We start from the raw sequence: 17,111 nt of genomic DNA on the forward strand, positions 1-17,111 counted from the left end.
TTGACGAACCGTTTAAAGCAGCCTTGAAGGGCGTGCAAAGGAGAGCCCCATGTACCCTGTCATGCGCATGATCAAAGAGTTGGTCAAATACCGCAACGCCACGCCTTTGCCGCTGACCGGCACACATGTGTCAGAGCACCGCTGCTGGCCCTCTGACATTGATCTGTGGATGGAGCTTAACAACGGCCGCACCCTGACGCTGTTTGATTTGGGGCGCATTCCGCTGGCCAGCCGCATCGGGTTGGTCCCTGTCCTGCGCAAAAACAAATGGAGCATGACGATGGCCGGGGCCACGGTGCGCTATCGCCGGCGTATCCGGACTTTTGAGAAAATCGAAATGCGCAGCCGGACGGCCTATTGGGACGAACGCTTTGTCTACATTGAGCAATCCATGTGGAAGCAGAACGGCGAATGCGCCAACCACGCGCTCTATCGTGCGGCGATCACCAACCGCCAAGGCATTGTGCCGCCGGCAGAGGTGATGGAGGCTCTGGGCCGTGACGAAAGCTCCCCGCCAGCTCCGGAATGGATCAAAGCCTGGATTGATGCCGAAGCAACACGGCCCTGGCCGCCCATGCAGGAATAACTTGCTATGGTTGATCCTTCCTGTCTAATTGAAGCTAAAGTCCGGGGGGATGCGGATGAACAAGACGGCAACAAAAAAGCGCATCTGGGGTTGGTTCTTTTTTGATTGGGCAAGCCAGCCTTACAACACCCTTCTGATCACATTTATCTTTGCTCCCTACATCAAAGACCTGATTGGCGACGGCGCAGAAGCGCAGGCTGCCTGGGGATTTGGGATCGCCGCGGCCGGTGTGATCATCGCCGTGCTCGCCCCTGTGCTGGGCGCCTTGTCTGACAGCTCTGGCAACCGACTGCGTTGGATATGGCTGTTCTCGGTGATGTATGTGGTTGGCGCCTTTGGCCTTTGGTGGGCTGCGCCGGACAACTTCAACCTGCTGTGGACCCTGACCCTCTTTGCCATCGGCATGATCGGGATGGAGTTCGCCACGATCTTCACCAACTCGATGCTGCCGGATCTGGGCACCAAAGAGGAAATCGGACGTATCTCCGGCAACGGTTGGGCCTTTGGCTATCTCGGCGGTCTGGTCGGGCTGGTGGTCATGCTCACGCTGTTTGCCGAAAACGCGGAAACAGGTAAAACGCTGATCGGGAAAGATCCGCTCTTCGGGCTGGATGCGGAGCAGCGCGAGGGCACACGGTTTGTCGGCCCGCTTACCGCGATCTGGTATGCGGTCTTCATGATCCCCTTCTTCCTGTGGGTGCGTGATCCGCGCCCCACCAAAGCGCCCAAAGGCGCTGTGGGCAAAGCGCTCACCGATGTGTGGGGGACAATCCGCAACCTGCCGCAAACCCCTTCTTTGTTTGCCTATCTCGGCAGCTCCATGTTCTATCGCGACGCGCTGAACGGCATGTATACCTTCGGCGGCATCTATGCGGCAGGGGTGCTGCAGTGGTCCGTGGTGGATGTGGGTATCTTTGGCATTCTGGCGATCATCGCAGGCGCAGTCTTTGCCTGGCTTGGCGGCAAGGCAGACACGAAATTTGGCCCGAAGCCGGTGATCAATATCTGCATTCTGCTGCTCTGTGGGGTGGCGATTTCCATCATCTTTGTATCCCGTGAAAGCGTCTTTGGTATCGCGGTTGGACCGGAGTCCAACCTGCCGGATTACACCTTCTATGTGATTGGCGCGATCATCGGCGCGGCGGGTGGCGTGATCCAATCCGCGAGCCGCACAATGATGGTACGTCAATCCATTCCGGGACGCACCGCTGAGTCCTTTGGGCTCTACGCTCTGGCGGGTAAAGCCACCTCCTTTATTGCCCCATTTCTCATCGGTGTGATGACCACATTGTCAGACAGCCAACAGATTGGCGTGACCCCGCTGATCGCACTTTTCTTGGTGGGGCTGATCCTGCTACGCTGGGTTGACCCAGAGGGAGATCGCGCACAATGGGGCCACGCCTCTTCATCCTGATTGCCCTGCTTGGCTTGGCCGCCTGTCAGGAAGACACACCAAAATCTTCGGTGGTGCTCTCCACCCAGCAGGAAGTGCCCGTCGCCATGCAGGGGGTTGCCGCCAAACAGCTTTTTGGCGCGAAACCCGAAGGCTCAAAACAAAGCAGCACGCCGTATGGCAGCTACGCCAAAGGCTGTCTGGCCGGCGGTGCCGAGCTGGCGGAGACCGGGCCGACTTGGCAAGCGATGCGGCTTTCGCGGAACCGCAACTGGGGCCATCCGGAAACCATCTCCTATATTCAGGATCTCTCTGCCAAGGCGGCACGTCAGCCGGGCTGGCAGGGGCTCTATATCGGAGACATAAGCCAGCCGCGCGGTGGGCCGATGCTCACTGGGCACCGCAGCCACCAGCTTGGGCTGGACGTCGATATCTGGATGCGCCCGGCAAACAACCTTTCGCTAAGTGCTTCGGATCGGGAGAATATTTCGTCGATCTCCATGCGGCGCGACAATGGGGCTTATGTCAACAGCAGCTGGACAAAACAGCATCATGAGATCCTGAAAGCGGCCGCGAGTGATCCCCGTGTGGCGCGTATTTTTGTCTTCCCCGGTGCCAAAGTGCAGATGTGTGAAGACGAAAAAGGCGACCGGGCTTGGCTGCGCAAGATACGCCCGTGGTGGGGACACCACTATCATTTTCACGTCAGACTGAATTGCCCGGATGGGGCCGCAGGCTGTGTCAATCAGGACCCGCCCCCCGCCGGAGATGGCTGCGCAGATGCCAAAAAATGGGTGCAGGATATTCTGTTCCCACCACCGCCTCCGCCACCGGACCCCAATGCGCCCAAGCCGAAACCTCGCCGTGACCTTCAAATGACAGATCTGCCCCGCCAATGCGTCACCGTCTTGCAATCGCCATAACCGCCTGCCTCGCCGTGTCCGGCGGGCTGGCGCTTTGGGCCGAAGCTTCTAACCCCAAATCTGGCACCGCAGAGCATCTGTCCACCTATCGGTGGCAGATCCAGGCGGGCTGGTTTGGCGGGTTTTCCGGTTTGGAGATTTCAGAGGATGGCACGCAGCTGATCACCATCTCCGACCGCGGCCAGATTGTCAGCGCCGACATCGCCCGCGAGAATGGTGTGATTGTGAGCCTGTCCAATGTCAGACACGATAAGGTTCTCAACAAAAAGGGAAAATTCTCCCCGCACACCAATCAAAGGGACAGCGAAGGGCTGGCCCGCCTGAAGAACGGAGCGTTGGTGGTGTCCTTTGAAGGGGTGCATCGGGTTGAAGCTTTCACTGCCCCCGGCACGCCGCCCAAATCCTTTCCCACAGAAGCCTGGTTTGAAGAAATGGAAGGGAACGCGGGCTTTGAGGCGCTTGCGGTCGATCCCGCAGGGCGACTGCTGGTGATGCCCGAAGATGCGCTGGAGAACGACAGTCTGATCCAAGCCTATGTGCTGCAGGGGAAACGGTGGCGCGCGGCCTTTACCCTGAGACGGGATAAACAGTTTCAACCGGTTGGCGCGGATTTTGGCCCAGACGGGCGGCTTTATCTGCTGGAACGAGGCTTTAACGGCTTTGGGTTTCGCACCCGCGTGCGCAGTTTTCACGTCGACAAAACCGGCGCTACTGACGAAAAGATATTGTTTCGCAATGGCATAGGCGGTCACGACAATCTCGAAGGCCTGTCGGTCTGGCGCGATGCTGAGGGGCGTATCAGGCTCACGATGATCTCTGACGACAATTTCCGGCTGATCCAGCGCACAGAACTCGTGGAATATGTGCTTCCTCAATAAAACTTGATCTATCCGCCCCTTAAAGGTAGGTGCCTGTCGTCCCGCGATGCGCGTGGGGCCAAGTCGCCGCTACCTTGTCAAAACGGGCTTAAGCTTATGAACAAGACCTATCTTCCTGGCATTCTTGCCATGGCCGCCATTGTGGTGGCCTCTAACATCCTCGTGCAGTTCCTTTACGGGCAATGGCTGACATGGGGTGCTTTCACATATCCTCTCGCTTTCCTTGTCACCGATGTGATGAACCGGGTGTACGGTGTCGCCGCTGCGCGCCGCGTGGTTCTGACCGGGTTCATCGTCGGCGTGATCTGCTCCTTCATCGGCACCAAAATCATGCTGGAAGGCGATGGCTTCACCTATCCGGCGGTGACATTGCGCATTGCCATCGGGTCCGGTCTGGCCTTCCTGACCGCGCAACTGCTTGATGTTGCTATCTTTGATCGTCTGCGTGGCGGTGCCTGGTGGCGTGCGCCGCTGGCCTCCACCCTGATCGGCTCCTCACTGGATACCGCGATTTTCTTCACCGTTGCCTTCAGCGGCGCACTCACCTTTGTTGAACCCGGCAACGACGTCAGCTGGGCCGGTGAAATGCTGCCCCTGCTGGGTGTCGGCCCGATCGCGCCGCTGTGGGTGAGCCTTGGCTTTGCCGATTGGATGGTCAAACTTTCGCTTGCTTTGCTCGCACTTGTGCCATTCCGCATCATCGTGGGGTCTTTGACAGCACGCACCACATGATTTTGTTTGACATATCTCCAACCTATGGCAGGCTGGAGATACGCGAAACAATCTGAAAGGAGGTGCCCATTGTCTAGAGAAGCTATGGAGAACGGAGTCGGAACAGTTTGGAAGGAGTGCAGCTGAGGCAGCCCTTGGCTGACATAATGTCCGAATTGGTGTGGACCTAACCGGCGCACCTCCAATCATCTCGAAGGGCTGTTTCCAACGCGGGAAACAGCCCTTTTTGTTTCTGCATTAACCTCTTTTATGGGCAAAAATCACACGACGGTATCGCGTCGGTATCCCTACTGTATTGCGTCGGTGGAATTTTTGGGCGCATAGAAAACCGCATGTCTTAACCCATCGGTCGCGCAACACGGGGAGCGCCATGTTGAGAATCAGTGATGAGATCACAATTGAGGATTGGGAGCTGACCGAACAGTTCATGCGCGCCAGCGGGCCGGGCGGGCAGAATGTGAACAAGGTGGCGACTGCGGTGGAGCTGCGCTTTGAGGCGGCACGCTCTCCCGGGCTGACCGCGCCAATCAAGGCCCGACTGAAACGGCTGGCGGGCCGGCGCTGGACCAAAGACGGCGCGCTGGTGATCCAATGTGACGAGACCCGCAGCCAGGCCCGCAATCGAGAGATCGCGCGTGAGCGACTGGCAGATCTGATCCGCAAGGCGCTGGTCGCCCCCAAACGCCGGATCAAGACCAAGCCGACCTATGGCAGCCAACAGCGGCGACTGAAGGCCAAGAAAGAGCGCGGCGAGGTCAAATCCATGCGCGGCAAGGTACGGGGTGAGGACGGATAAAACCCAGCGCGCTTTCGCGACGAAAATTCACGAATGTCCGCTTGGCATAGTCAGAGGTTCAACCTAGGGTCGCGCCAAACAGGAGAGCGACATGACCACTATCTATGAGCGCCGCGCGCGGCTTTTGGGGCCGCATATGACCACCTTTTACAAAGAGCCGGTGCATGTGGCCCGTGGCGAGGGTGTCTATCTCTGGGATACGGACGGGCGGCAGTATCTGGATTGCTACAACAACGTGCCGCATGTGGGCCATAGCCACCCCAAGGTGGTGGAGGCGATTGCCTCACAGGCGGCGGTGCTGAACACGCACACGCGCTATGTGCATGACGGGATTGTGGAGTATGGCGAGGCGCTGACCGCCAAGTTTGACCATGATCTGGACAGTATGGTGATGGTCTGTTCCGGCTCTGAGGCCAATGATGTGGCGCTGCGTATGGCGCAGGCGATGACCGGCAAGACCGGGGTGATCACCACCGACAACACCTATCACGGCAACACCACGGCGGTGAGCCAGCTCAACACCTCCAAAGTGCCGATTGGCGGCTTTCAGGCGCATGTGCAGCGCGCCCCGGCGCCGGACAATATGATGCCGCCCGGCGGCACCCGCGACGGACAGGCGGCGGCCTTTGCCGAAGGGGTGAAACAGGCGATTGCCACATTGGAAGAGAACGGCCACGGGGTCTCGGCGCTGATTGTTTGCCCCTACTTTGCCAACGAAGGCTTCCCGACGCTGGAGGCGGGTTTTCTGGATGAGGCGATTGCGCTGGTGCGTGCGGCGGGGGGGATCATCATTGCCGATGAGGTGCAGCCGGGCTTTGGCCGGATTGGCAGCCATTGGTGGGGCCATCAGAAGCTGAATTTCGCGCCTGACATCGTGACGCTGGGCAAACCGATGGGCAACGGCCATCCGGTGGCGGCGGTGATCACGCGGCCGGAGATCCTGACCTGTTTTCAGGAGGGCTTCAAATATTTCAACACCTTTGGCGGCAACCCGGTGAGCGCGGCGGCGGCGATGGCGGTGCTGAACGTGATTGAGGATGAAAAGCTGGTGGAGAACGCCAGAGAGGTGGGCGCCTATGCGCTTGGCCTGTTGGGCGAGTTGCAAAAGCGCCATGATGTGATTGCCGATGTGCGCGGTTCGGGGCTGTTTTTCGGGGCCGAGTTGTGGCGGGACGGCAAGCCTGCGACTGCGCTCTGTGATGCGGTGGTGGAGGAGATGCGCCACACTGGGGTGCTGCTGCACACCGAGGGGCGGTTTGACAACACGCTGAAGATCCGCCCGCCCTGTGTGTTCATCAAGGAAAACGCCGATCAGCTGGCGGAGGTGATGGATGCAGCGCTGGAGAAAGTGGCATGACCGAAGCAGAGGCACTTAAGGCCGCACAGGACGCGCTGAAGGCTTGGGAGGTCACCGCGACACCACGGCTGATCAAGAACCGCGAGAACATCGTGCTGGAGGCCGAGGGGCCAGAGGGGCAGCGCGCCGCATTGCGCCTGCATCGGCCCGGCTATCAGAGCGATGATGCGATCCGCTCGGAACTCTGGTGGTCAGAGGCGCTGGTGGCGGCGGGCATGACCGTGCCGCAGCCGATCCGCACATTGGACGGTGAGGTTCTGGCGACAGGTGGCGCGCGGGTGGCCTCGCTGGTGACTTGGCTGGACGGCGAGCCGCTGGGCGAAGGTGGCGTGCCGCTGGCGATGCCCCCTGCCGAGCAGGAGGCCCTGCATGAAGCGCTGGGGGCAGAATTGGCGCGGCTGCATATGGTCAGTGATGACATGGCCCGCCCGGAGGCCTTTGAGCGCGCGACAATGGATCTCGAGGCGCTGTTGGGGCCGGATCCGGCCTGGGGGCGGTATTGGGAGAACCCAAGCCTGACGGAAGCGGAATCTGCAGAGCTGCGCGAGGCTGGCGCAGAGCTGCGTGAGGTGATTGCCAAGCACGCCGAACAGGGTGGGGATTTTGGCCTGATCCATGCGGATGCGCTGCGGGAAAATGTGCTGCAACAGGGCGATCAGGTGCGGCTGATTGATTTTGACGACGGTGTGTTTGGCTTTCGCATGTATGAGCTGGGCGTGCAGATGTCGCAAAACTGGGATCAGCCCAACCGCGAAGAGCTGGGCGCGGCGCTATTGCGGGGCTATGCCACTGTGAGGGCGCTGCCGGAACGGGCAGAAGACCTGCTTGAGGCCTTCACATTGATGCGCGGGCTGGCCAGCTGTGGCTGGACCAACGGGCGGTATGCGGATGATGATCCGGCGGTGCGGGGCTATGCAGAACGCGCGCTAGAGATGGCACGGCGGTGGCGGGGCTGAGCGGCCCCTGCCCCCTTAGGCTCAGAACCCATTGATGTTTTGACACCGGTGCGGAAAAATTAATGGGTCCTGAGCCTAAACAATCACGTCCATCTTATCCTGTTCCCCAACGCTGAAGACGCGTTTGTAGCGGTCGATCTCTTCTTGTGGCCCCATCGCTTTGTTGGGGTTGTCAGAGAGTTTGACCGTGGGGCGGCCGTCTGCCTTGATCGCCTTGCAGACCAGTGAGAACGGCGCGAGGCCGTCATCCGGGGTGAGGCCGCGGAAATCATTGGTGAGCAGGGTGCCCCAGCCGAAGGACACACGCGCGCGGCCGGCGAACTGGTTGTGCAGTTCGACAATCTTGTCGGTGTCCAGACCATCAGAGAAAATGATGAGCTTCTTGGTGGGGTCTTCGCCACGCTCTTTCCACCAGCGGATCGCGGTTTCCGCGCCGGAGGCCGGATCGCCGCTGTCGATGCGAATGCCGGTCCAGCCTGCGAGCCAATCGGGCGCGCGCTTCAGGAAGCCTTCGGTGCCATAGGTGTCTGGCAGGATGATGCGCAGGTTGCCGTCGTGCTCCTCATGCCAGTCTTCCAGCACCTGATAGGGCGCGTGGGCCAGCTCTGCGTCGGAGTTGGCCAGCGCGGAGAAGACCATGGGCATTTCATGGGCGTTGGTGCCGATGGCCTCCAGATCGCGTTTCATGGCGATCAGGCAGTTGGAAGTGCCGATGAATTTGTCGCCCAGCCCCTCGCCCATGGCCTGCACACACCAATCCTGCCAGAGGTAGGAGTGTCGGCGGCGGGTGCCAAAATCGGCGATGCGCAGATCAGGCAGCGCGCGCAGCTGTTCGATCTTTTCCCAGAGCTTGGTCATGGCGCGGGCATAGAGCACCTGCACCTCAAATTTGCGCATATCATTCAGCACGGCACGGCCACGCAGCTCCATCAGCACCGCAAGGGCGGGGATTTCCCAGAGCATGACCTCATGCCATTTGCCCTCAAAGGTCAGCTCATATTGGCCGTCGCGCTTTTCCAGATGGTAATCCGGCAGGCGCATGTTCTCAAACCACTCCATGAAGTCAGAGCGGAACATCTGGCGTTTGCCGTAGAAGGTATTGCCGCGCAGGAAGGTGCTTTCCCCACGAGAGAGCGACAGCGACTGGATGTGATCAAGCTGTTCGCGCAGCTCTCCTTCGTCGATGAGGTCGGCAAGCCGCACTTTGGAGGAGCGGTTGATCAGGCTGAAGGTGACATGGGCATCAGGGCGATTGCGGAAAATCGACTGACACATCAGCAACTTGTAAAAGTCGTTGTCGATCAGAGACCGCACAATCGGGTCGATCTTCCATTTGTGGTTCCAGACGCGCGTAGCGATATCGACCATCTTTGCCGGCCCTCAAGTTCATATAGTGTGCTGTTGATACCGAGAATTGCGGGGCGCTCCAAGCCCATAAGCGTTTGAGGCTTGGGGCGCAGCGTTGGAGGGAGCACTGGGCAGGTCTTTGGGCGGGACTAGGCGTCCAGTGGCTGAGAGCCGCGCGCCCGCAGGATATTGGCGAGTGTGTCCAACAACTCGGCCCGGCGCAGAGGCTTGCTCAGGAAGTCATCCATGCCCGCCTCAATGCAGGCCGCGCGGTCGCTGCTGTAAGCGTTGGCGGTGATGGCCACGATCTTGGGCTGTGTAATGCTGAGACGGCGGATTTCGCGGGTGGCATCAAGGCCATCCATCACCGGCATGGACATGTCCATCAGCACGATGTCAGGCTCCTCGGAAATGACTTGCACAACCGCCTCAGAGCCATCCCCAGCCACATAGAGACGCAGGGGCAGGTCTTTCAACATCTTCTTGATCAGCAGCTGATTGGTGCGATTGTCCTCTGCCAGAAGGACTTTCACCCCCTCAAACAGGCTCTTATCAAGGCCCGATTGTGCCGAATCCTGTATGATGTCGGGGGCGCGTGCCGAGGGGATGGCCACATTGATGGTGAAACAGGAGCCAACGCCCAGCGTGCTGGTGGCGGTTACATCCCCGCCCATCATGCGCGCGAGCTGCCGAGAAATTGCCAAGCCAAGACCGGTGCCACCAAATTGGCGGGTGGTATCCTTGTCGGCCTGCTCAAACTGTTCAAACACATGCGGGAGCCGGTTGGTCGAAATGCCGATGCCTGTGTCCGTGACCTGAATGGTCAGGCCATCGCCCCCTTCACTTTGCGCCACTTCGACACTAACACTGCCAAATTCGGTGAATTTGATGGCGTTGCCGATCACGTTCAGCAAGATCTGGCGCAGACGCCCGTGATCACCCCACAAAAACTGGCGCAGGTCGTCCTGTATGTGGACATTGAGTGACAGATTTCGAGCATCGGCCTGCGGCTGTAGCAGGTTCACAATATCCTGAATGAGCGCCTTCAAATCAAAGCGGGACGGGTTGATCGCCATGCTGCCGCTTTGCAGTTTTGAGTAGTCAAGAATATCGTTGATGATCGTCAGCAGCGCCTCAGAAGAGTGGCGGATGGTCTGCACATAGAGCGCCTGTTCCGGCTCCAAATTCGCATCAGACAGCAGATCCGCCATGCCAATGATGCCATTCATCGGTGTGCGGATTTCATGACTCATATTGGCGAGGAAGATGGTTTTGGCCTGCTCCCCTATTTCTGCGGCGCGTTTGGCCTCCGCCAGCTCTCGTTCATTCTGTTTCTGCAGCGTGATGTCGCGCTCAATGGAGACGCAGATTTCCAGCTCGCCTTTTTCGTCAAACACCGGGGCCACATTGCTTTCAACCCAATATGCCTCTCCGGATTTGGTGTAGTTCATATTGACTTTGCGGGCGGTCCGGCCAGCCATAATGCTCTCGCGCAAGCTGGCCTCCGCCTCGGGATCAGAGGCTGGGCCGTATTGGAACTCCGAAGGCCGCCGCCCCAACACCTCTTCCAACGCGTAGCCCGAGCGTTTGGTGAAGGCAGGGTTGGCCCAGAGGATGCAGGCGTCTTTATCCAGCATCAAAACACCTTCGGCGGCGTTTTCCGGGATGGAGAGAAGACGCCGTGTTTCCCGCTGTTGCGCCAGCAAAGAGGCGTTGGCCTTGGCAAGCGCCAGCGCCTGTTCGATCTGCTGGCGTTTTTGCTGCAAATCGCCAAAGCGGACCTTGGTGACATAGTTCACAAAGGGCAGCATCGCATATGCCACCAGCAGTGTGGCGCAGATATTGATAAGGAGCGGCACGCCCTCCTGTCGCCCAGTGTAAATGTCGCTGAGAAACAGCAGCACAATGGCAAGGCCAAAGACCACAATACGTACCGTCGCTGCAGCGCGGTGGTAAGAATACGCCATGATCGCGTTGATAGACGCCGCAATGAGATAGCTGAGGCAGAGCAACAGCCCGACTTCGCCCGGCAGGGATGTCCACATCACGGAAACAAAAACCGCGAGACCCGCCGCCTGAGCAAAGGCGCTGAGAGTGGACAGGCGTTCGATGCGCTGGATCGACACCCCGGCTTTCAGACGTGCCTTGATTTTGCGTAGAATCAGCAGGTCGATCGCATCTCCGACAAGTGCGGCGGCGAGTGCTGTGAGACCCAGTTGGAGAGATGCAGCCGCCATAATCAAGGTTGCACCAAGAACCTCGACCACCAGCCGGCTGGTCGCGTAGCGGCGTCGGCCGCGCGCATAGCGCTGCAATCTACCAGACCGAGTGTTTTTCCGGTCAAATGCTGCGAGCGCCTGCCTCAGTTCCAATATACCCGCTGACATACGCTTACTCCCAAAGGCAACGTATTATGCGTGGCGGTAAAAGGTTAATAAATTTCAAATCGTTAATGCTATATAAGAGACACACCAATAGATTGTAGTGTATTCCGAGCGGAGGCTAAAGATCCATCTAAATCAATGCCGCGACAAAGTGCCTCTTCCACCGTGACATCAAAGCCCAAACGCGCGGCATCCTGTGCCGAAAAATTCACACAGAAATCCGTGGCCAGCCCCACCAGTGTCAGCGCGGTAACGCCGCGGGTGCGCAGGTAGCCTTCAAGCCCGGTTGGGGTGGTCTGGTCGTTTTCAAAGAAAGCGGAATAGCTGTCGATGGCCGGATTCATGCCTTTGCGGATGATCAGATCGGCCCGATCAACATCCAGCCCGTCATGAAACGCCGCGCCTGCGCTGCCCTGCACGCAGTGATCCGGCCACAGCACCTGCGGGCCATAGGGCATCTCGATCAGATTATAAGGCGCTTTATCTGCGTGGCTGCTGGCAAAGGAGGAATGGCCTGCGGGATGCCAATCCTGTGTCAGCACCACCGTGTCAAAGGCGGCCATCCGTGCGTTGATGCCTGCCACGATCAGGTCACCTTCGGGCACCGCCAATGCGCCGCCGGGGCAAAAGTCGTTCTGGACATCGATCACGATCAGGGCGCTGGACATGGCTCTCTCCTCAGGTTTGCGCGCAATCTGACGAAGCCTGCACGTAAGGTCAATGAAAGCGCGGCGTCAGAGGGAATCAGAGAGCCTCAGCAGGGATGTGTGAAACGCCGGTGGGCCGCTGGCGCGCTTATTCGGCGGCCAGATCCTGCTCCGGTGCCGCGCCGATCTCGGAGATCTCTGCAATGACACTCCGCAGCCGTGTGCGGAAGCTGTCGAACTCCGGCAGCGGCTCGATCCGCGCCTCATCCATATAGAGCGCGCGGTCAATCTCGACCTGAATAGCGTGCTGGCGGCGGTGCGGGCGGCCGTATTGCTGGGTCACATAGGCGCCGGCAAAAGGCGTGTTGCGCGACACGGTGAAACCCGCGCGCACAAAGGCGGCCTCGATCCGGTCCACGATCTCCACATCCGCAGCCGCGCCAAAGCGATCGCCAAGCACGATCTCGGGCGCATTACCGCTGCGGCGGGCGGCTCCGGCGACGGCCTCATGGGGCATGGAGTGGCAATCAATGAGAATCGCTTCGCCAAATTGATTGTGCGCGGCGGCGAGGAGATTCGTAAGCGCGCGGTGATAGGGCCGCCAGTAGTGCTCCACCCTGTGATCGGCCTCAGCACGACTCATTTTGCCGTGATAGATCGCCCGCCCATTGGCCACCACGCGGGGAATCACCCCAAGTCCGGAGGCGACTCGCGGATTGTGGCCCACCTTGCGCACGCCTTGGATCAGCGCAGGATCAAGTTCTTCGGCCGCGCGGTTGAGATCCAGCAATGCGCGGGGGGCATTGGCCACCAGAAACGGCGCGCCAAAGCACGGGGCATCCGCAAACAGCTGATCCACAAAGGCATCCTCTGAAGAGCGAATCGTATGCGCGTTGAGCAGGGAACGCCGGATAAACCACTCAGGATAGTCATTGCCGCTGTGCGGAGAGGCAAAAACCACCGATGTCCGGCATGATTCAGGGGCAAAAATGTGATAAGCCTGCGTTTGCATCGTCTCTCCTGTTCCAACAAATTATAGACGCAAAAATTACTGTGCCAAAAGCCCTTGATCCCCCCCGCGACTCCTTTTATAGAAGCCGCCACCGGCGCGGATTTCCGCGCCCCTTTCATTAGGGGTCAGGACGTATACGTCGGTAAAGGGCGATTAGCTCAGCGGTAGAGCACTTCGTTGACATCGAAGGGGTCACTGGTTCGATCCCAGTATCGCCCACCATGAATTCATCGCCTCTCTGAGGAGAGGTCCCGTAACCCCAGGCGCAATGCAGCGCCGCGAAATGAGGAGAAGACCCATGAAGGTCAAGAACTCGCTCCGCTCGCTCAAGAACCGGCACCGTGATTGCCGCGTTGTGCGCCGCAAGGGCCGCGTTTACGTGATCAACAAGACCCAGCGTCGCTTCAAAGCACGTCAGGGCTAAGTCGCAAGACTTGCATCACAGATTTGAAGAAGCCGCCTTTTGGGCGGCTTTTTTGTGTTTGGGGTTTGGGATTCGCTAAAGGATCAGCAGAAGGGCTCTGCCCTCGTCACATCAATGATGTGACTTCACCCGGGATATTTGACGAATGAGAAGATATTGGCAGGATGGCGGACGGCTGCCCTCTGGCAACGGTTGGCGGACAGCCGCGCCACTTCTTGTCTGACATTCTGCTTGACTGCGGCGCGCTGTGGGGCGTCTTTTTCCCAAAAGGCGCAGGCGCCGGGTTTTAAAGGGCGGGGAATAGAAATTGGCCAAAGACAGTGTTCAGACCGATGTGCTGGTGATTGGGGGCGGAACGGCAGGTTTCGGAGCCGCGATTGCGGCGGCGCGGCAGGGGCTTGCGGTGACGCTTCTGGAGGCGACCCATAAGGTGGGCGGCGTGATGGCCTTTTGCCCCGGCATGCCCTGGGGTGGGGCCTATCCGATGGATCGCATCATTGGCGGGCTGATCGAGGAGCTGACCAACCGGCTGGCCGCGATGGATCCACCGGCGGCGGAAAAACGCGCCTCTACGCTGGAGAATTTCGGGCCTGAGATCATCTATGACCACGATGTGGCCACCCTGACCATGTTTGAGATGCTGGAAGAGGCCGGTGTGCAGGTCCGCCTGGGGGCGATGGCCATCGCACCGGAGATGGCGGGCCACAGCATTTCTGCCGTGCGGTGTTGTGACCGGCACGGGCCGTTCACAGTGAAGCCCAAGATCGTCATTGATTGTTCGGGAGATGGCGACATTTCCGCCAAAGCGGGGGTGCCTTACGCTTTGGGCGATGCCTCCGGCAATATGATGGCGGTGACCATATCGTTTTTCATGATGGGGGTGGACTGGGACCGCGCCTTTGCCGATCCCGATCCGTATTTTCAGGCGTATGCGGCCAAGGGCATTGCCGAGGGGCGGCTGCACGCGGATCTGGCGCAGCTTTACCTGATGCGCGGGTTTCATCCGGGGACGGTGTTTTGCAATTCGGTGCATGTGCGGGGCGTGGATGGCACGGATCCCGTGGCGGTGGCCGCTGCGACTCAGGAAGGGCGCAGGCGGTGCCACCAGCTGGCGCAGTTCCTGCAAAGCGATGTGCCCGGATTTGCTGGGGCGCATATGGCGATGCTGTCGCCCACGGTCGGGGTGCGCGAGACCCGCAAGCTGCAAGGGGTTTACCGGTTGACCGGCGCAGATCTGGCCCGCGCCACCAAATTTGCCGATGGCATTGTGGCCTGTGACAACCCGGTGGATGATGTGATGCGCGCCGAAGGGGAGATGACCCATCACGCCGCGCTCGAGGCCGGGCAGTTTTACACCATCCCGTTTCGCGCACTTTTGCCAGAGCACATCCCCAACCTGATGTTTGCCGGGCGCATTCTGTCGGCGGATCCGGTGGCCTTTGCCTCGGTGCGCGGCATGCCGCAATGTATGGCGATGGGACAGGCCACCGGCACGGCCGCGGCGCTGGCCTTGCGCGCCAATGTGCCGGTGCAGGAGGTTTCCCACGCGCAGCTTGTGCAGATGTTGCAGGAGCAGGGGCTTAACCGGCTGGGGACAGCGGAGCTGGCTGCGGAGTGAGAGGGGGAAGCGGGGGGTTTTTTAGGGGCGCTGCCCCTGCCACCGCAAGCGGTGGCTTCCCCGGGATATTTTGGGAATGAGAAGCTGGGGCGTCGCTTTACTTGGTAAGCGGGAGGGCTCCGGGCCTTCCAGGATCTGCTGCGGTCGAATGGGAAGCAGACTTACGGTTTTGGGGCTTTCACACGAGTGGCGGGATACCGTTGGCAGTCCAAGAGCGGATCAGCGCTGCTGCTTTGTCGCCAACCACATGTCCGACCGACCTTGAGGCCAGATCGCTCAGAGCAATCATGTCCAGAACCCGTGCCTGTTTTTGCCAGCCCTCGGTAAGCAGAGGCGCGGCGTCCTCAAAGGCTTTGACAAAAGAACGCAGGAAACCTTTGGGATATTCCGAGGCAAACCGGCAGAAATTACCAACATCGGCAAATGGGCAGCCTGAATGGGCAAATTCCCAGTCAATGAAAGCTTTGAGCTTCCAGCCCCCGTCGACGCGGTCCACGATGATATTCTTCGGGTTCATATCCGAGTGCACCAAGCGGCTGATCTGGTTCAGAGGGGTCAATATCTCGAAGTTTTGTGCGCACTGCGCCTTCCATCTCTCTGTCTCAGAAGAGGTGAAACGCCCTGACTTGCTGAGCCATTCTGCACAAAACGGTGCCAGTAGATGCGCTTGTGGAAGGGTTTTGCCTACCGACAGATCGCCGTCTGTGAAAAACCCGGAACGGTCAAACTCAACGGTCCCAATCGCGGCAGCGGATTGGCCAAGCTGGGCGGCCAGCGCTTCGCCTTCACCCGCAGCGATGCCCGCGTGGAGCAGCGCTTCCAAGGTCTGGCCTTCGACGAACTCAGAAATCAAAAACCCTGCGCCACAGGCAATGACCTCCGGGACAGGGACAACGGGTTTTGCCCGGTTGAGAATCGCGGCTTCAATGTGGGAGTGGGCGCCTCCGAAGCGCAGGACGACGCGCCTGTTGTCTGCACAGGTGACCAGCCAGGTCTGCCGGGAGTGTCCGCCTGAGAGCGCCTGTGCCGAGGTGACCGAGATGTCCATATCAGACATAATGGCCGCTATTCTTGAAAGGTCAGTCATACCTGTTGATGCCCTTTTTCAGGTGCGATGGGTAGGTGGGGCCAGCGCTTGAACCAGCGCAACCAAGGGCGGCCTCAGCCCAAACATGCCTGGCGCGAAGCCATCACAGCCAATCCAAAACAAAAAAACGCCGCCAACTTTCGTTGACGGCGTCTTTCTTATCTTGCTCAGGTCAGGCCTTAGAGGTCCAGCTTTTTGCCTTTGACCGGCGCCCAGAGCTTTTTGTTGGTCAGGTAGAGCAATGTGCTCAGAACCACCAGGAACAGAACCCCGGTCAGACCGGCTTGCTTGCGGGCCATCATCTTGGGTTCTGCGGCCCACATCAGGAAGGCAGAGACGTCTTCGGCTTCGTGGTGCAGGGAGTTGGAGTGGCCGTCGGCATACTCCACATCCTCACCGTAAAGCGGCGGCGCCATGGCGATCCAGCCACCTGGGAATGCGGTGTTTTCATAGAAGGTGGTGCCCGCTTCCTCTTTTTCCTCACCGGTGTAGCCGGTCAGGATCGAGGCGATGTATTCCGGACCACCCATGCCTTTGACCAGCTGGTTGATGCCGGTGCCGTAAGGGCCGTGGAAACCGGCGCGGGCCTTGGCCATCAGGCTGAGATCCGGTGCGCTTTCCAGACCACTTTCTGGGAAGTAGTCGGTTGGTTTGCGCGGGCGGTCGTCATCCAGCTCGGGGTCATAGATGTCAAACTGCGCCGCGTAAGCGCGCACCTGATCTTCGGGCAGGTGCGGGCCGCCCTCGTCTGCGAGCGTGCGCAGGGGCACGTAGCGCATCCCGTGGCAGGCCGAGCAGACTTCGGTGTAGACCTGAAGGCCGCGCTGCAGCTGGTTCTGGTCAAATTTGCCGAACGGGCCTTCGAAGGAGAAGTCCACATCGTGAATGTGGCCCGCGCCGCCTGCGGCCATGGCACCACCTGCTGACAGGGACAGTGCCGCGAATGCGATAATGCTAAGCTTCTTAAGCAT

The 17,111-nt window shown here is 59.5% G+C and carries 16 protein-coding genes and 1 tRNA gene; 11 read left to right on the forward strand and 6 right to left on the reverse strand.

What is annotated here, in order from left to right:
• The first annotated feature begins 49 nt into the window (after positions 1 to 49).
• The 8 genes from J7400_RS00460 (at position 50) to J7400_RS00495 (ending at position 7,621) form a co-directional block, all read left to right on the forward strand.
• The gene (locus J7400_RS00460) at positions 50 to 586 is read left to right on the forward strand and encodes an acyl-CoA thioesterase (RefSeq protein ID WP_209057753.1); all 537 of its coding nucleotides are present in this window, start codon (positions 50 to 52) and stop codon (positions 584 to 586) included.
• Positions 587 to 641: 55 nt separating this feature from the next.
• Complete coding sequence (locus tag J7400_RS00465) at positions 642 to 2,000, forward strand: MFS transporter (protein ID WP_209057761.1); 1,359 nt, start codon at positions 642 to 644, stop codon at positions 1,998 to 2,000.
• Positions 1,976 to 2,902, forward strand: coding sequence for a penicillin-insensitive murein endopeptidase (mepA, locus tag J7400_RS00470; RefSeq protein ID WP_209057769.1), 927 nt, complete (start codon positions 1,976 to 1,978; stop codon positions 2,900 to 2,902). The genes J7400_RS00465 and mepA overlap by 25 nt, the downstream gene beginning before the upstream one ends.
• Entirely contained in the window at positions 2,875 to 3,780 is a 906-nt protein-coding gene (locus J7400_RS00475) for an esterase-like activity of phytase family protein (RefSeq protein ID WP_209057771.1), read from the forward strand. The genes mepA and J7400_RS00475 overlap by 28 nt, the downstream gene beginning before the upstream one ends.
• Positions 3,781 to 3,876: 96 nt before the next feature.
• Positions 3,877 to 4,512: a queuosine precursor transporter gene (locus J7400_RS00480; protein ID WP_209057773.1), complete on the forward strand. Its 636-nt coding sequence runs from the start codon at positions 3,877 to 3,879 to the stop codon at positions 4,510 to 4,512.
• A 370-nt stretch (positions 4,513 to 4,882) separates the two neighbouring features.
• Positions 4,883 to 5,308 carry an alternative ribosome rescue aminoacyl-tRNA hydrolase ArfB gene (arfB, locus tag J7400_RS00485; protein WP_209057775.1) on the forward strand — a complete coding sequence of 142 codons (426 nt, stop codon included), beginning with the start codon at positions 4,883 to 4,885 and terminating at the stop codon, positions 5,306 to 5,308.
• A 91-nt stretch (positions 5,309 to 5,399) separates the two neighbouring features.
• The gene (locus tag J7400_RS00490) at positions 5,400 to 6,665 is read left to right on the forward strand and encodes an aminotransferase class III-fold pyridoxal phosphate-dependent enzyme (protein WP_209057777.1); all 1,266 of its coding nucleotides are present in this window, start codon (positions 5,400 to 5,402) and stop codon (positions 6,663 to 6,665) included.
• A complete protein-coding gene (locus J7400_RS00495; RefSeq protein ID WP_209057779.1) occupies positions 6,662 to 7,621 on the forward strand; it encodes a phosphotransferase in 960 nt (319 codons plus the stop codon). Before J7400_RS00490 ends, J7400_RS00495 begins: the two co-directional genes overlap by 4 nt.
• A 75-nt stretch (positions 7,622 to 7,696) precedes the next feature.
• Here the strand turns inward: J7400_RS00495 and pncB are convergent, their stop codons facing one another.
• The 4 genes from pncB to J7400_RS00515 form a co-directional block, all read right to left on the reverse strand.
• A complete protein-coding gene (gene pncB, locus J7400_RS00500) occupies positions 7,697 to 8,989 on the reverse strand; it encodes a nicotinate phosphoribosyltransferase (protein ID WP_209057787.1) in 1,293 nt (430 codons plus the stop codon).
• 128 nt (positions 8,990 to 9,117) lie between these two features.
• On the reverse strand, positions 9,118 to 11,355 hold the full coding sequence (locus tag J7400_RS00505) for a PAS domain-containing hybrid sensor histidine kinase/response regulator (protein WP_209057789.1): 2,238 nt from the start codon (positions 11,353 to 11,355) through the stop codon (positions 9,118 to 9,120).
• A 68-nt stretch (positions 11,356 to 11,423) separates the two neighbouring features.
• On the reverse strand, positions 11,424 to 12,020 hold the full coding sequence (gene pncA, locus J7400_RS00510) for a bifunctional nicotinamidase/pyrazinamidase (RefSeq protein WP_209057797.1): 597 nt from the start codon (positions 12,018 to 12,020) through the stop codon (positions 11,424 to 11,426).
• A 127-nt stretch (positions 12,021 to 12,147) separates the two neighbouring features.
• Positions 12,148 to 13,011, reverse strand: coding sequence for an N-formylglutamate amidohydrolase (locus J7400_RS00515; protein WP_209057799.1), 864 nt, complete (start codon positions 13,009 to 13,011; stop codon positions 12,148 to 12,150).
• A gap of 147 nt (positions 13,012 to 13,158) precedes the next feature.
• Between J7400_RS00515 and J7400_RS00520 the strand changes: the two genes are divergently transcribed.
• The 3 genes from J7400_RS00520 to J7400_RS00530 all read left to right on the forward strand — a co-directional run bounded on the left by J7400_RS00520 (position 13,159) and on the right by J7400_RS00530 (position 15,053).
• Positions 13,159 to 13,233, forward strand: a tRNA-Val gene (locus J7400_RS00520).
• Between the two features lie 76 nt (positions 13,234 to 13,309).
• A complete protein-coding gene (ykgO, locus tag J7400_RS00525; RefSeq protein ID WP_008562923.1) occupies positions 13,310 to 13,435 on the forward strand; it encodes a type B 50S ribosomal protein L36 in 126 nt (41 codons plus the stop codon).
• Between the two features lie 307 nt (positions 13,436 to 13,742).
• Complete coding sequence (locus J7400_RS00530; protein ID WP_209057802.1) at positions 13,743 to 15,053, forward strand: FAD-dependent oxidoreductase; 1,311 nt, start codon at positions 13,743 to 13,745, stop codon at positions 15,051 to 15,053.
• 178 nt (positions 15,054 to 15,231) lie between these two features.
• Here the strand turns inward: J7400_RS00530 and J7400_RS00535 are convergent, their stop codons facing one another.
• Positions 15,232 to 16,140 carry a phosphotransferase gene (locus J7400_RS00535; RefSeq protein ID WP_209057804.1) on the reverse strand — a complete coding sequence of 303 codons (909 nt, stop codon included), beginning with the start codon at positions 16,138 to 16,140 and terminating at the stop codon, positions 15,232 to 15,234.
• A gap of 179 nt (positions 16,141 to 16,319) precedes the next feature.
• Entirely contained in the window at positions 16,320 to 17,111 is a 792-nt protein-coding gene (locus J7400_RS00540; RefSeq protein ID WP_209057807.1) for a cytochrome c1, read from the reverse strand.

Source organism: Shimia sp. R9_2 (genome assembly GCF_017743735.1).
GTDB lineage: Bacteria > Pseudomonadota > Alphaproteobacteria > Rhodobacterales > Rhodobacteraceae > Shimia.